Origin of the sequence: Nocardia brevicatena NBRC 12119 (assembly GCF_000308495.1) — a bacterium.
Taxonomy (GTDB): domain Bacteria; phylum Actinomycetota; class Actinomycetes; order Mycobacteriales; family Mycobacteriaceae; genus Nocardia; species Nocardia brevicatena.
Genome location: NZ_BAFU01000044.1, coordinates 1 through 13,897, shown reverse-complemented (window position 1 = coordinate 13,897; position 13,897 = coordinate 1). Strand labels below are relative to the sequence as shown.

The following is a 13,897-nucleotide window of genomic DNA, read 5'->3' as shown; positions in this document are numbered from 1 at the left end:
GGATTCCGAGCACCCGCCATGACACGTCCGGTCGCCTGCGGGACCGGTATCGCCTTGCTGGGCTGTGCCCTCACCGCCTGGAACAGGCTGACACTGCCCCGGCTGCCACGCGACCCGGCCCCGGTCGTCGAACCGGTGACGGTCTGTGTCCCCGCCCGCGACGAAGCCGACCGCCTGCCCCGGCTGATCCGAGACCTGCGTGCCCAGACCGGATTACCCCGACTGAGCGTCCTGATCCTGGACGACGACTCCACGGACGGGACGTTCGCGGCGGCGACGGCCGCCATGGACGACGACTCGCGCTGTGTCCTCCTTCGCGGCACCGCCGCGCCGCCGACCGGATGGACGGGCAAGTCCGCCGCCTGCGCGACTCTCGCCGCCCGGGCCACCGCCGCGCAACCCGAACCCTCCGTCCTGGTCTTCGTGGACGCCGATGTGCGGCTCGCCCCGACGGCCGTGGCCGCGGCGGTCGGGGAACTGCGCAGACGAAACGTGGCGCTGCTGTCGGCGTGGCCCCGACAGCGGGCCGAGTCGCCGGCCGAACGGCTCGTCCAACCGCTGTTGTGCTGGTCGTGGGCCTCCACCCTGCCGGTGGCGTGCACCGATCGCGGGCTGCGGCCGTCGACGGCGGTGGCCTGCGGTCAATTCCTGGTCATCGATACCGCCGCCTACCGCTCCATCGGGGGACACGCGACGGTGGCGGACAGTGTCACCGAGGATCTCGGTATCGCCCGCGACCTGCGCCGCGCCGGATACCGCACCGCGCTGGCGGCCGCGGGCGGGCAGGCCGCGACCCGGATGTACCGCGGGGCGGCCGAGGTCGAGGCGGGGTACACGCGGTGGCTGTGGTCCGCCTACGGCGGCTCGCCGGCGGGTGGGGCGGCGGTGGCCGTGGTTGCCGCGGTGGCGTATTGGCTGCCGCCGGCGGCGGCCGTATTCGGGCACGGGCGTCTCCGGCGGATCGGGCTGCTGGGCTACGCGGCGGCCGTCGTGGGGCGGCTACTGGCGGTGTCCATCGATACCGGCGGTCGACCCCGCGGTGCCGATATCGCGGCCGGATCGGCACATCCGGTGTCCATCGCCGTATACCTGCTGCTGTGGGCACGATCGCATCGGGCCCGGCGCCGTGGCACGCTGAGCTGGAAGGGTCGCGGTCTGCCACCGCGTCCCGCCCGGCCGCCGGGGCTCAGGCGCTGATCGGTACCGCTTTTCCGTATCCGAGGTTGACCAACACCTCGCTGGTGGCCTTGGCGAAGTTCAGGGTGATGAAGTGCAGACAGGGGGCGCCCTCTTCGATGAGTCGGCGGCCCATCTCGGTGGCGATCTCGATACCGACCTCGCGGACGGCGGCGTTGTCGGGTTCCGGGCCGTCGCCTGCCGCCCGGTGCAACCGCCGCATCACTCCTTCCGGCAGGGGGCGCCCGCACAGCTGTTCGGCGCGGGCCACATTGCGCAGCGAGGTGATCGGCATCAGTTCGGGAATGATCGGTTTGGCACCCTCGACCGGGTCGTGGCCGGCGAGTCGGTCACGCAGCCGCAGATAGTCGTCGACCTCGAAGAACATCTGCGTGATCGAGTACTCCGCACCCGCACGGAGTTTCGCCGCCAAATGCACGGTATCGGTGTCCAGGTCCGGCGAACGGTGGTGACCCTGCGGGAAGGACGCCACACCGACGTGGAAGTCGCCCAGGTCGCGGACGATTCGCACCAGTTCCTCGGCGTATTCGACCCCGTCGGGGTGTTTACACCATTCCGCCAGCGGATCACCCGGCGGGTCGCCGCGCAGCACCAAAATATTGCGGATCCCGGAATCGGCGTACGCGCCGACGATGGATCGCAGCTCGGCGACACTGTGGCCGACGGCGGTCAGGTGCGCCACCGGCAGCAGGGTGGTGTCCTCGGCGAGCCGCCCGGTTACCCGCACGGTGTTGTCGCGGGTGGTGCCGCCGGCCCCGTAGGTCATCGAGACGAAGGCGGGGTGCATCCGTTCGAAGGTGCGCACCGCGCGCCACAACCGCTGTTCACCCTCGGCGTCGCGGGGTGGGGAGAATTCCACCGAAAATGGTACTCCCGTACCGGAATACTGGCGCAAACTCTGCACAACCGACGGCGTCGTGGAGACGATCGGTGACGTGGAAGACGGCCGGCCTGGAGTCGGGAGTCCCCGCGCGTTGTCGAAAGTCACTCGCCCAGTCTAAGGGGCCGCGGCCCGCGACAGGCCGCTTACGTCGCCGAATGTGATATCGCGTGGCGGACGGTACACCCGTTGCGCGCCCTCGCCCCCGTCGGACGCGTATCCTTCGGAACACGGCCCGCCCGTATCGGCTCCCGGTACCCACGGCCGCGTCATCGGCGGCGGTATATCGCCGCTCCTCACCACCGCAACGATCCGGGAGGTCACCCTGTCCGTCGGACCAGGTACCCCGACCAGGCCGGGCCTCACCTCGGCCGCACCAGGGACGCAGGCCTTCACCACCGCCGTGGAACAGGCGCTGACCGCCTTCTTCACCACCCGCCGGGAAAGCGTGGTCGCGCTCGGACCCGTCTTCGTCGACGCCGTCGCGGCGCTGGAGTCATTCGTGCTGCGCGGCGGTAAACGCACCCGCCCCGGCTTCGCCTGGACGGGCTGGCTCGGCGCGGGCGGCGACCCCCAAGGCGCCGACGCCGACGCCATACTCACCACCTGCGCCGCCCTCGAGCTGATCCAGGCGTGCGCACTGATCCACGACGACATCATCGATTCCTCGCGCACCCGCCGCCGCTTCCCCACCGTGCACGTCGAGTTCGAACAACGCCACCGCGACCGCGGCTGGGCCGGCGACTCCGCCCGTTTCGGTGAATCGGTGGCGATTCTGCTCGGCGACCTCGCGCTGGCCTGGGCCGACGATATGGTGCAGGCGGCCGGACTGAACAGCGCCGCGCGCGCCCGGTTCGCACCGGTGTGGGCGCTGATGCGCACCGAGGTGCTGGGCGGACAACTGCTGGATATCCACGGCGAGGCCGGCGGCGACGACTCCGTATCGGCCGCGCTGCGCATCAACCGGTACAAAACCGCCGCCTACACCGTGGAACGCCCCCTGCACCTGGGCGCCGCCCTCGCCGACGCCGACCCGGAACTGATCGCCGCCTACCGTGCCTTCGGCACCGATATCGGCATCGCTTTCCAACTCCGCGACGATCTACTCGGCGTCTTCGGCGATCCCGCCGTCACCGGTAAACCGTCCGGTGATGATCTGCGCGAGGGCAAACGCACCGTTCTGCTGGCCGAGGCGCTGCAACGGGCCGAACGCGACGATCCGAGCGCCGCCACCCGTATCCGCGCCGAAATCGGCACCGACCTGAGCGCCGACCAGGTCGACCGGCTGCGCGCACTGTTCACCGAGCTCGGCGCTGTCGACGCGGTGGAGGCCCGTATCACCGAGCTCACCGAGCGGGCCCTGGCCGCGATCGAGGAAAGCTCCACTACACCGGATGCGAAGGAACGGCTCCGTGTCATGGCACTGGCGGCCACCCGGCGCAGCGTCTGAGGATCGTGCCGATGGGCCCGCCGGGGCGCACACCAGCGATGCTCTCCTGCCCCGGTCCGTCGCCGTGAACGGTTACCGGCGCGCGGGTCGGCCGACGGTGTCCCTCCCGCACCGGTGGACGGTCACGGGGACCTTCATCGAGATCGCCGGCCTGCGGCGCAGCAGTGTCCGTGGACGGTGGACAAGGCCGGGACCGGCCCGACGCCGCCCCGGGACCGGCCGCGGTGCCGGGCCCTGGTATACGAGATATGGACGAAGCGCCATTACGGGCGCCCACAGGCCGGCCGGTCCGGCGATCCACCGTTGACCTCGACCCGATTCACCGACCGGACCAGGAGTTCTCTATGCGCACCGTGAGCGGACCCGCCGATCATGTCGTGGTGATCGGCGGCGGGCTGGCGGGGCTCACGGCGGCGCTGTACCTGACGGGGGCCGGGCGCACGGTGACCGTAGTGGAGCGTGACGGCCATGTCGGCGGGCGGGTCGGCAGGTACCGGTTCGCCGACTACGAGATCGATTCCGGGGCGACGGTGCTCACACTGCCCGGATTGATCGACGACGCTCTCGCAGCGGTAGGCACCGACCGCGCCTCGCTCGTGCCACCGCTGCGGATCCGGCAACTGGCCCCGGCGTACCACGCGCGGTTCGCCGACGGATCCGATATCCGGGTCTTCACCGATGTGGACCTGATGAGCGCGGAGGTGGCCCGCGTCTGCGGACCGGCCGAGGCCAAACGCTACCGGCGGCTGCGCGACTGGCTGGGCCGGATCTACCGCGCCGAATTCGGCGAATTCATGGACACCAACTTCGATTCGCCACTGGATATGGTGTGGCATCGGCAGAAGCGGGCCGCCCTGGGTGAACTCGTCCGGCTCGGCGGTTTCGGCAGGCTCGGCCCACGGGTGCGGCGGTTCCTGCGCGACCCGCGACTGGTCCGGCTGTTCACCTTTCAGGCGCTCTACGCGGGAATGGCACCTGCCGAGGCGCTCGCGGTATACGGCGCGATCCCGTATATGGACACCGCCCTGGGCGTCTACTTCCCGCGTGGCGGTATGCGCGCGATCGCCGAGGCCATGGCGCAGGCATTCACCGATGCGGGCGGGCGACTGGAGTTGGGGGCGGAGGTCACCGGCATCGACTACGGCCCGTCGACCCGGCCACTGGGATGGGGGCGCGGCCGCGCGCGGAGCGTTCTGCTGGCCGACGGGCGGAAACTGCCCTGTGAAGCGGTGGTGCTCACCGCGGATCTGGGGTCGCTCGACCGTTTCGGGCTGCGACGCCGGCGGTGGCTGCGCGCGGCGCCGTCGGCGGTGGTGGCGCACGGCACCGTTCCGGTGTCGGTCGCCGAGACCTGGCCGGTGCAGGCGCATCACAGCATCGAATTCGGCGCCGCCTGGGACACCACCTTCGCCGAGATCACCCCCCGCCGCGGTGGGCGGCCGATGAGCGACCCGTCACTGCTGCTGACCCGCCCCGCACTGAGCGACCCCGGTCTCTACATAGGCCGCCCCGACGGCCGTTACGAACCGTTCTCCCTGTTGGTGCCGTGCCCCAACCTGGATTCGGCACCGCTGGACTGGGACCGGCTCGGCCCGGCCTACCTGCGGGAACTGCTCGAGGGGTTGGAACGTCGCGGCTACCGTGATATCGGCACCGCGTTCACGGTGGACCGCCTGGATACTCCCCGGACATGGCAACACCGTGGCATGCTCGCCGGCACCCCGTTCTCGGCGGCACACGTATTCCGGCAGACCGGCCCCTTCCGAACGAACAACTTCCCCTGGACCAGCGAGAACGTGATCCTCGCCGGCTGTGGCACCACGCCGGGGGTCGGTGTGCCCACGGTGCTGCTGTCCGGAAAACTCGCGGCCCAGCGCATTGTGGGGAAAAATCGCACCGGCCGGCGCCGCACCATCCGGATGGCCTCCGGCGCCGACGCCGTAGACTAAGCGCCGACCTATTCGCCCGCGGTTGCGACCGCCGACAGAATCCCGGGGGGACCGACACCAGATGCCACCCCCCGATATGAGCGCCACAGTCACCACCACGTCCGCGCGTACCACGCCCGCCCGCGCCCCGGAGACCGGGCGGAACACCGCGGATACGGGCCGGGGAACCGACTCCGGTCAGGGCCTGTGGGCGTGGCTGCGGTTCTGCGCGGTCTTTCTCCGCAGCCCGGAGGGCAAGGCGGCACTGCTCGGGTTCTTCGGCGCGATCATGATCGCCTTCGGCGGGTTCGGCGCCGGCGGGGTCCGCAAACGCGATCCGCTCCTGGAAGCGATGCACCTGTCCTGGCTGCGCTTCGGACACGGCTACGCGCTGTCGACGATCTGCGTCTGGGCGGGCGTGCTCATGATGATCACCGCCTGGGTCCGGCTGGGCCGTGCCACCCTCGGTCACAGTGACAGCGACGGGGTCCGGTTGAACGAACTACGCGCCATCGTCGGGATCTGGATCGCCCCGCTGCTGGTCGCGGTGCCGATGTTCAGTCGCGACGCCTACTCCTATCTGGCGCAGGGCGCCCTGCTGCGGGACGGCTTCGACCCGTATCAGGTGGGGCCGGTCGCCAACCCGGGCGTGCTGCTGGACAACGTCAGCACCGTCTGGACCACCACCACCGCCCCCTACGGCCCGGTGTTCCTCCTGCTCGGGCGGGCCATCACCACCGTTACCGGGGACAGCGTGGTGGCGGGCACCATAGCGCTGCGGCTGGTGATGCTGCCCGGTCTGGTGCTGATGATGTGGGCGGTGCCGTATCTCACCAAACACCTCGGCGGCAAACCGACCGTCGCGCTGTGGCTGGCGGTCCTCAACCCGCTGGTGCTGATCCATCTGATCGGCGGCGTCCACAACGAGATGCTGATGGTCGGCCTGATGTGCGCCGGTATCGCGCTGGTGCTGGAACGCCATCATGTGGCGGGCATCGTGGTGGTCGCGATCGGCGTCGCGATCAAGGCGACCGCGGGTGTCGCACTGCCCTTCCTGGTGTGGATCTGGATGCTGCACGAACGCGACCGGCGGGCAGAGAACGCGCAGCGGACCGGCACCGACAACAGCGACCGGGAGGTGCTGCCGCATCCGGCGATGATGTTCGCCAAGATCGCCGGTCTGGGGCTCACCGTCTTCGCGGTGGTGTTCGCGGCGGCCTCGGCCATCGCGGGGGTAGGGATCGGCTGGCTGACCGCGCTGTCGGGCTCGAAGAAGATCATCAACTGGCTGTCGCTGCCGACGGTCCTGGCCCATATGACGACCTGGGTCACCCCCTTCACCCTCGATCCGGCGCTCGAGGTGACCCGGCTACTGTGCATGCTCACCCTGGTGGGTCTGCTGGCCTGGACCTGGTGGCGGTTCAAACACGGTGAGCGCGATGCCGTGTTCGGCATCCTCATCGCCTTCGTCGCGATCGTCATCCTGTCGCCCGCGGCGCTGCCCTGGTACTACTCGTGGCCGCTGGCACTGGCCGCCGGGTTCGCGTTGTCCACCGGGACGCTCATGTGGCTGGTGGGCGTGTGTACCTGGCTGATGCTGGTGTTCAACCCGGACGGTTCCATCGGGCTGTACAATTTCTGGCATGTCGCCGCGGCCACTTTCGTGTCCGTGGTGGCGGCGGTCTCGCTGCGTACCGTCGACCCGCTCCGGCTGCGTAACACACCGCCGCCGGTGATCGAACCCCCCGTCGTCGCCGGCCGGGCATGACCCGGCCCTCCGTCGACGGGGGGAAGGCCTGGACCGGGTGCGAAAACCATCCGGCGGAACCGGCACGCTCCTACCGCCACTGCCGCCGAATCGCCGGCACTCACGGCCGCTCCTACTACCTGGCGACCCGGCTGCTACCGGCCGGACGCCGCCCGGCCGTACACGCCCTGTATGCCTTCGCTCGGGTCGTCGACGATATCGTCGACGACCCGGTGCGGCATTCGGCCGCGACACCGGGCGCCCCATGGGATCCCGCCCCCGTCCTCCCCGCGCCGACGGCACTGGACGAAACGCAGCGGCGACTACAGCTCGCCTTCGAGTACGGCATCCACGCCGCGAGCCGCCCGAACGATCCGCTCACCCCCGTCCTGCCCGCACTGGTCGATACCGTCCGCCGATACGGTATCGACCGGCGACATTTCGGGGTGTTCCTCGATTCCATGCGCATGGACGTACCCGGCTCACCCCTGTTCCGCAACCGCTACGCCACCCTGGCCGAGCTCGACGAATACATGCGCGGTTCGGCGGCCGCCATCGGACTGCAGCTGCTGCCGGTACTCGGCACCGTCGTCCCGGCCGCGGAGGCCGAACCGGCGGCCGCCGCGCTGGGCGACGCCTTCCAGCTCACCAATTTCCTCCGCGATATCGGCGAGGACCTGGACCGCGACCGTATCTACCTGCCGGGCGAAGAACTGGCCGCCTTCGGCGTGGATGCCGACCTGCTCGCCCACTGCCGTGCCACCGGCCGTACCGATCGCCGGGTGCGACGGGCGCTGGCACATTTCATCGCGGTGAACCGCGCACTCTACCGCACCGCCGACCCGGGCGTGGACATGCTCGAGCCGCGGGCTCGTCCGGCGATCCGCGCGGCCCGCGCCCTGTATTCGGGGATCCTCGACCAAATCGAGTCGAGCGATTACGCCGTTTTCGCCGGGCGCGCCGTCGTCCCCACCCGTCGGCGGCTGCGGATGGTTCTCACCGCGGTCACCACGGGCCGGTGACAGCGCGCCCGGCGTCGGCGTCAGAAGGGTTCCGCGGCGGCGCGGCGTAGCACCTCCCGGGCCAGCGGACCGTGCAATGCCTCCACCGGTTTCCCGGGAAGCGAATCGTCATCGGCGAAGATCCATTCGAGGATCTCCTCGTCGGTGTATTTCGCGTCGCGCATCACGGTGATCAGCCCGGGCAGCGGTTTCACCACCGCACCGGTCTCGTCGAAGAAGACTTCCGGGACGCCGACCACCCCGCCGCGACGGATGGCGAGCAGCTGGTTGTCGCGCAGCATCTGATGGACTCGGGTGACCACGATTCCGAGCCGGTCCGCGACCTCGGGGAGTGTCAACAGGGTGACCGAGGGGGGCAGGACATCGGAACTGCAAGGAAAGGCACTCACGGCGATAACGGTAGACGCTGCCCGCGAGACTGTGGCGCGACACCCGGACTCGAGCCTCCGATTACGATCGGGGGAGCCGCAGGGTGCGGCCCAGACGTGCCCTGGCACGTACCGAGGGTGGAGAGGTTTGTGACAGCCGGAAGACATCATTTGATCGGCGAGATGCTGGAAGGGCGCTATCGCATCGACGCGCCGATCGCCCGGGGTGGGATGTCGATGGTGTTCCGGGGGGAGGACACCCGCCTGGATCGTCCGGTGGCGATCAAGGTGATGGACCCCAAATTCGCCGGTGACCCGCAGTTTTTGACCCGATTCGAGTTCGAGGCCCGCGCCGTTGCCAAACTCAGGCATCCGTCGCTGGTGGAGGTGTACGACCAGGGCGTGGACGGTGAGCACCCGTTCCTGATCATGGAACTGGTGCAGGGCGGCACCCTGCGGGAGTTGCTGCGCGAACGCGGCCCGATGCCGCCGCATGCGGTGCGTGCGGTCGCCGAACCGGTCCTGGAGGCCATCGGGGTGGCGCACAAGGCCGGCCTGGTCCACCGCGATGTCAAACCGGAGAACGTGCTCATCTCCGACGGCGGCGAGGTGAAGATCGCCGATTTCGGTCTGGTTCGGGCGGTAGCGGCGGCCAAGACCACCTCCGCCAGCGTCATCCTGGGCACCGCCGCGTATCTGTCGCCCGAACAGGTCACCTCCGGCACCTCCGACGCGCGCAGCGATGTGTACGCGTTCGGGATCCTGATCTACGAACTGCTCACCGGCGAGGTGCCGTTCACCGGCGACAACTCGCTGTCGGTGGCCTATCAGCGGGTGGAGAACGACGTGCCGAGCCCGAGCGCGTCCATTCCCGGCGTGCCGTCGGAGTTCGACCGGCTGGTCGCCCGCGCCACCGCCCGCGAACCGGGACACCGCTTCGCCGACGCGGGCGCCATGGCCGCCGAGCTGCGTGCCATCGCCGCCGCCTTGGACCTGCCGGACTACCGTGTGCCCGCCCCCAAGGACTCGGCCGAGCATCTCAGCGCGCGCTTTCCGGTGGTCTCCCCCGACGCCCACCAGCTGCCTCCACCCGCACCGCCGAGCCCCGCACCGCATCCCGGCCCCCGGCCCGGGCCGGCGCCGGGGCCCCAGCCCACCAGGGTGGTGACCATGGCCCGGGACCGGTCGGACCAACCGGCGGCCACCTACCAGGCGGCACCACCGCACTCGTTCATGTCCCATCCGACGGCGGCCTACGCCGATAACCGCGCCCGATCCCGCCGCACCGCCATGCTGTGGGTGGCGATCGTCGCCGTACTCACCCTGCTCGTCGGTATCGGCGGCTGGTGGCTCGGCGTGGGCAGGTTCGCGTCGGTTCCGCCGATCGCGGGCCTGGACGTCGACAACGCCACCGCCGAACTACAGGCGGCCGGGTTCGACACCACGACCCGGCAGAAGGCATCCGATACCATCCCGGTCGGCAATGTGGTGGGCAGCGATCCGGGCGCGGGGGCCAAGATCACCAAGGGTTCCACCGTCGCGATCCTGATCTCCAGCGGTAAACCCAGGGTTCCCGATGCCGCCCCCGGCACCGATATCGACACGGTCGACCAACTACTGCGCGATCAGGGCCTACAGCCGGTGAAGGCGGGCGAAGTCGCCAGTACCGCCCCGGAGGGCACCCTGGCCCGACTGGAGCCCGGTCCCGGCACCGTACTGCCCGCAGGCGCCCACGTACAGGTGTTCACCAGCAGCGGCTCCAAGCCGGTGCAGCTGCCGAACCTGCGTGCCAAGACCCCGGAAGAGGCCACGGCCGCCCTCCGGGACCTCGGCCTCACCGTGTCCGGTACCCGGCCCCAGTACGACAATCGGGTCGAGGTCGGCCGGGTCGTCGGCACCGATCCGACGACCGGCACCACCGTCGCCGCCGGCTCCGCCGTCACTCTCCTGGTCAGCGACGCCGTCACGATGCCCGAGGTACTGGGCCGCTCGGTCGCCGACGCCCGCGCCACCCTGGAAGGCCTCGGCCTTCAGGTCCAGGTCCGCCAGTTCGCCCCACTGAATTCGTCGGTGGTGGTCTCCCAGACCCCCGCCGCCAACGCCAACGTGGAGAAGGGCGGCACCGTAACAATCGTCGCCATCCCCTGACCCGGCGAGTCACCACCTCCCCGACTGCCCCGCCTCTTGCAGGTGGGGCAGTCTCGGCTCCGGCCCGACCGAAGCGAATCCGCACCGGCGGATCCACGCAGGAAGAGCAAACCCGGCCACGGAGGACACCAAACCGACACAACCGTCAGGAAGCACATCACCCCATGGTCGGGGCCCGCCCCGGGTCTGAGATCGACCGAAGCGAATTCGCGTCAACGGATTCGCGGAGGGAGGGAAGACCCAGGGCCACGAGGGCCCCGATTCGCGCCGCCGCAGGCGGCGCCAGCAAACACAGCCCCTACCGCAACATCTCGGCAACGAGGAACGACAACTCCAACGACTGTTGTGTATTCAGTCGCGGGTCACACGCCGTCTCGTACCGCCCGGACAGGTCCAGATCGGAGATGTCCTGCGCCCCACCCAGACACTCCGTCACATCCTCGCCGGTGAGCTCGATGTGCAGCCCGCCCGGATGTGTACCGAGCGCGTGGTGCACCTCGAAGAAGCCCTGCACCTCGTCCACGATCCGGTCGAAGTGCCGGGTCTTGTAGCCGGTGGACGATTCGTGGGTGTTCCCGTGCATCGGGTCGCACTGCCAGATCACCTGGTGACCCGTGGACTGCACCTTCTCCACGATCGGGGGCAGCACGTCGCGCACCTTGGCATGTCCCATCCGCGACACCAGCGTCAGTCGGCCCGGTTCGTTGTTGGGGTCCAGTCGCTCCACGTATTCCACCGCCTGATCCGGGGTGGTGCCCGGCCCGATCTTCAGACCGATCGGGTTCGCCAGCAGTTCGGCGAAGGCGATATGCGCGCCGTCCAGCTGCCGGGTCCGTTCGCCGATCCACAGGAAGTGCGCCGACAGGTCGTAGAGCAACGGCTGCCCCATGGGGCCCTTCGCGAGGCGCAGCAGTGCCCGTTCGTAGTCGAGGACCAGCGCTTCGTGACTGGCGTAGATCCGCGCGCTCTGCAGGCTGGGGTCGTGGACCCGGCACGCCTGCATGAAACGCAGGCCCTTGTCGATCTCCGCGGCGAGTGCCTCGTATCGGGCACCGGCGGGAGATTGTGCGACGAAATCCCGGTTCCAGTCGTGCACCCGGTGCAGGTCGGCCATTCCGGCATCGGTCAACGCCCGCACCAAGTTCATGGCGGCGCTGGCGTTGGCGTAGGCGCGCACCAGTCGGGAGGGGTCGTGTGCGCGCATTCCCGCATCGGCCACCAGGGAGTTGATCATGTCACCGCGATAGGACTTGAGGCCGAGCGCGTCGGTATCCGCAGAGCGTGGTTTCGCGTACTGGCCGGCGATCCGGGCGACCTTCACCACCGGCAGACTGGCGCCGTAGGTGAGCACGACCGCCATCTGCAGCAGGGTGCGGATATTGCCGCGGATATGCGGTTCGGTGTTGTCGGCGAAGGTCTCCGCGCAGTCACCGCCCTGCATCAGGAATGCCTCGCCGCGGGCGACCTCGGCCAGCTGCTCGCGCAACTCGTCCACTTCGGCCGGTACACAGATGGGCGGCACGCTCTCCAGGACCGTGCGCATTTTCGCCGCTTCGTCGCTATCCCAGGACGGCTGCTGCAGCGCAGGACGGGCCAGCGCCTCATCGAGGCGTTCGCGCAGCTCGACAGGCAACGGGGGCAGTTCGGGCAAACGATCGATGGGTACGTCGACGGTCCAGTTCACGGGTCCAGAATACGGCCGTGCCGATGGCTCCGCCGCTACGACCGTACGAAAACGGAGCAAGAAAACCGGCTGATCAATCCACTCGCCCCTCCGCAAGCGCCCACCCTGTGGGTCGGCCCCCTCCCGGCCTGGCCGACACCCCCTCGGACTCCTCACCCCGATGGCCGGGCCCCCTGGTGACACCGCGCCGCCGGAGGCGACGCCATTGAACACAGCCCGGCGTACCGAGTGGTTCGGTTGAGCCCGTACCCTCGGGCCGTCGGTGCGCTTGTCTAGGAGATTGCTACTTGAAGTATTTCTATGATTCCGAATTCATCGAGGACGGCCGGGTCATCGACCTGATCTCGATCGGTGTGGTCTGTGAGGACGGGCGCGAATACTATGCGGTCTCCTCCGAGTTCGATCCCGAGCGGGCCGGGCCGTGGGTGCGCAGACATGTCCTGCCGAAACTGCCGGATCCGTCGTCACCGCTGTGGCGCACTCGGGAGCAGATCCGCGACGAGCTGTACAAGTTCCTGGTGCCGCGCCCGACCGTGCAACCGGAGCTCTGGGCCTGGGTGGGGGCCTACGATCATGTGGCGCTGTGCCAACTGTGGGGGTCCATGATCGATCTGCCGAACACGCTCCCCCGCTATACGAACGAACTGCGTCAGCATTGGGAGGCACACGGTCGGCCCGGACTACCCCCGGTTCCCGCCGATGCGCACGACGCGCTCGCCGACGCCCGCCACAATCTCGCCAAATACGAGGCGATCGAAGCGGCGCGCCGTCTCGGCGGCGGATGAGCGGCGCGGCGACACCTCCTGGGCACCCTCCGCCAACTCTGCCGGCCCGGCACTCACCCACCGACTATCCGGGCATGACACAGATCAGGCCCCCGGGTCGAAACCCGGGGGCCTGATCGTCGACCGTCCGAACCCGTCAGTGTCCGTGTCCGTTGGACGATGTCTTCTCCTGGACCCGCTTCAGTACCGCGAGCTGCCGGTGTTCTTCCTCGAGTTCGGCGGCGAAGTGGGCCTCGATCTCCTCCGGCGGGTCCGCCCGCAGGAAGCTGCCGGTACCCGGCTGACCGGCCGAGCCGAGCTTGTTCATCTTCTTCGGCACGGTCGCGCCCTGATAACCCAGCGGCACCGGGTGACCGTGCTCGTCCACCGGACCCAGCGGCTGATGCACCTCGATGTACTCACCGTGCGGCAGCCGCTTGATCACACCCGTCTCGATCCCGTGCTCGAGTACCGTGCGGTCACTGCGCTGGAGGGCGATGCAGAACCGGTAGGCCAGGAAGTACGCGATGGGCGGCGCGAGCAGCAGACCGATACGACCGATCCAGGTCGTCGCGTTCAACGAGATATGGAACTTCAACGCGATGATGTCGTTGACACACGACAGGGTCAACACCAGGTAGAACGTGATCGCCATGACGCCGATCGCCGTGCGCACCGGCACATCGCGGGGCCGCTGCAACAGGTTGTG

General features: G+C 69.3%; 10 protein-coding genes and 1 pseudogene. 7 read left to right on the top strand and 4 right to left on the bottom strand.

Annotated features, from left to right (window positions below; genetic code table 11):
• Positions 1–18 precede the first annotated feature (18 nt).
• Positions 19–1,197 (top strand): glycosyltransferase family 2 protein, encoded by a 1,179-nt coding sequence (locus ON20_RS08680; RefSeq protein ID WP_040834501.1) that lies wholly within the window; start codon positions 19–21, stop codon positions 1,195–1,197.
• On the opposite strand, the gene ON20_RS08675 is transcribed toward ON20_RS08680, so the two are convergent.
• Positions 1,187–2,185, bottom strand: coding sequence for a methylenetetrahydrofolate reductase (locus ON20_RS08675; protein WP_083864757.1), 999 nt, complete (start codon positions 2,183–2,185; stop codon positions 1,187–1,189). The genes ON20_RS08680 and ON20_RS08675 overlap by 11 nt on opposite strands.
• 175 nt (positions 2,186–2,360) lie before the next feature.
• Here ON20_RS08675 and ON20_RS08670 point away from each other — a divergent pair, with 175 nt between their 5' ends.
• From ON20_RS08670 to ON20_RS08655, 4 genes are all read left to right on the top strand, one after another.
• Positions 2,361–3,527 (top strand): polyprenyl synthetase family protein, encoded by a 1,167-nt coding sequence (locus ON20_RS08670; RefSeq protein ID WP_438803397.1) that lies wholly within the window; start codon positions 2,361–2,363, stop codon positions 3,525–3,527.
• 344 nt (positions 3,528–3,871) lie between these two features.
• Entirely contained in the window at positions 3,872–5,476 is a 1,605-nt protein-coding gene (crtI, locus tag ON20_RS08665; protein WP_040834498.1) for a phytoene desaturase family protein, read from the top strand.
• 76 nt (positions 5,477–5,552) lie between these two features.
• The gene (locus ON20_RS08660) at positions 5,553–7,223 is read left to right on the top strand and encodes an alpha-(1->6)-mannopyranosyltransferase A (RefSeq protein WP_040834497.1); all 1,671 of its coding nucleotides are present in this window, start codon (positions 5,553–5,555) and stop codon (positions 7,221–7,223) included.
• Complete coding sequence (locus ON20_RS08655; RefSeq protein WP_051161967.1) at positions 7,220–8,224, top strand: phytoene/squalene synthase family protein; 1,005 nt, start codon at positions 7,220–7,222, stop codon at positions 8,222–8,224. Before ON20_RS08660 ends, ON20_RS08655 begins: the two co-directional genes overlap by 4 nt.
• Positions 8,225–8,244: 20 nt before the next feature.
• On the opposite strand, the gene ON20_RS08650 is transcribed toward ON20_RS08655, so the two are convergent.
• On the bottom strand, positions 8,245–8,613 hold the full coding sequence (locus ON20_RS08650) for an Rv2175c family DNA-binding protein (RefSeq protein ID WP_040834494.1): 369 nt from the start codon (positions 8,611–8,613) through the stop codon (positions 8,245–8,247).
• Positions 8,614–8,742: 129 nt separating this feature from the next.
• Here ON20_RS08650 and pknB point away from each other — a divergent pair, with 129 nt between their 5' ends.
• Positions 8,743–10,740: a Stk1 family PASTA domain-containing Ser/Thr kinase gene (gene pknB, locus ON20_RS08645; protein ID WP_438803392.1), complete on the top strand. Its 1,998-nt coding sequence runs from the start codon at positions 8,743–8,745 to the stop codon at positions 10,738–10,740.
• A gap of 298 nt (positions 10,741–11,038) precedes the next feature.
• Here pknB and ON20_RS08640 read toward each other — a convergent pair whose 3' ends face one another.
• On the bottom strand, positions 11,039–12,424 hold the full coding sequence (locus ON20_RS08640; protein ID WP_040834492.1) for a class II 3-deoxy-7-phosphoheptulonate synthase: 1,386 nt from the start codon (positions 12,422–12,424) through the stop codon (positions 11,039–11,041).
• A 287-nt stretch (positions 12,425–12,711) separates the two neighbouring features.
• Here ON20_RS08640 and ON20_RS08635 point away from each other — a divergent pair, with 287 nt between their 5' ends.
• Positions 12,712–13,209 carry a polyadenylate-specific 3'-exoribonuclease AS gene (locus ON20_RS08635; protein WP_040834490.1) on the top strand — a complete coding sequence of 166 codons (498 nt, stop codon included), beginning with the start codon at positions 12,712–12,714 and terminating at the stop codon, positions 13,207–13,209.
• Positions 13,210–13,345: 136 nt separating this feature from the next.
• On the opposite strand, the pseudogene ON20_RS08630 reads toward ON20_RS08635, so the two are convergent.
• Positions 13,346–13,897, bottom strand: a pseudogene (locus tag ON20_RS08630) (cytochrome bc1 complex cytochrome b subunit); the annotation flags it as partial.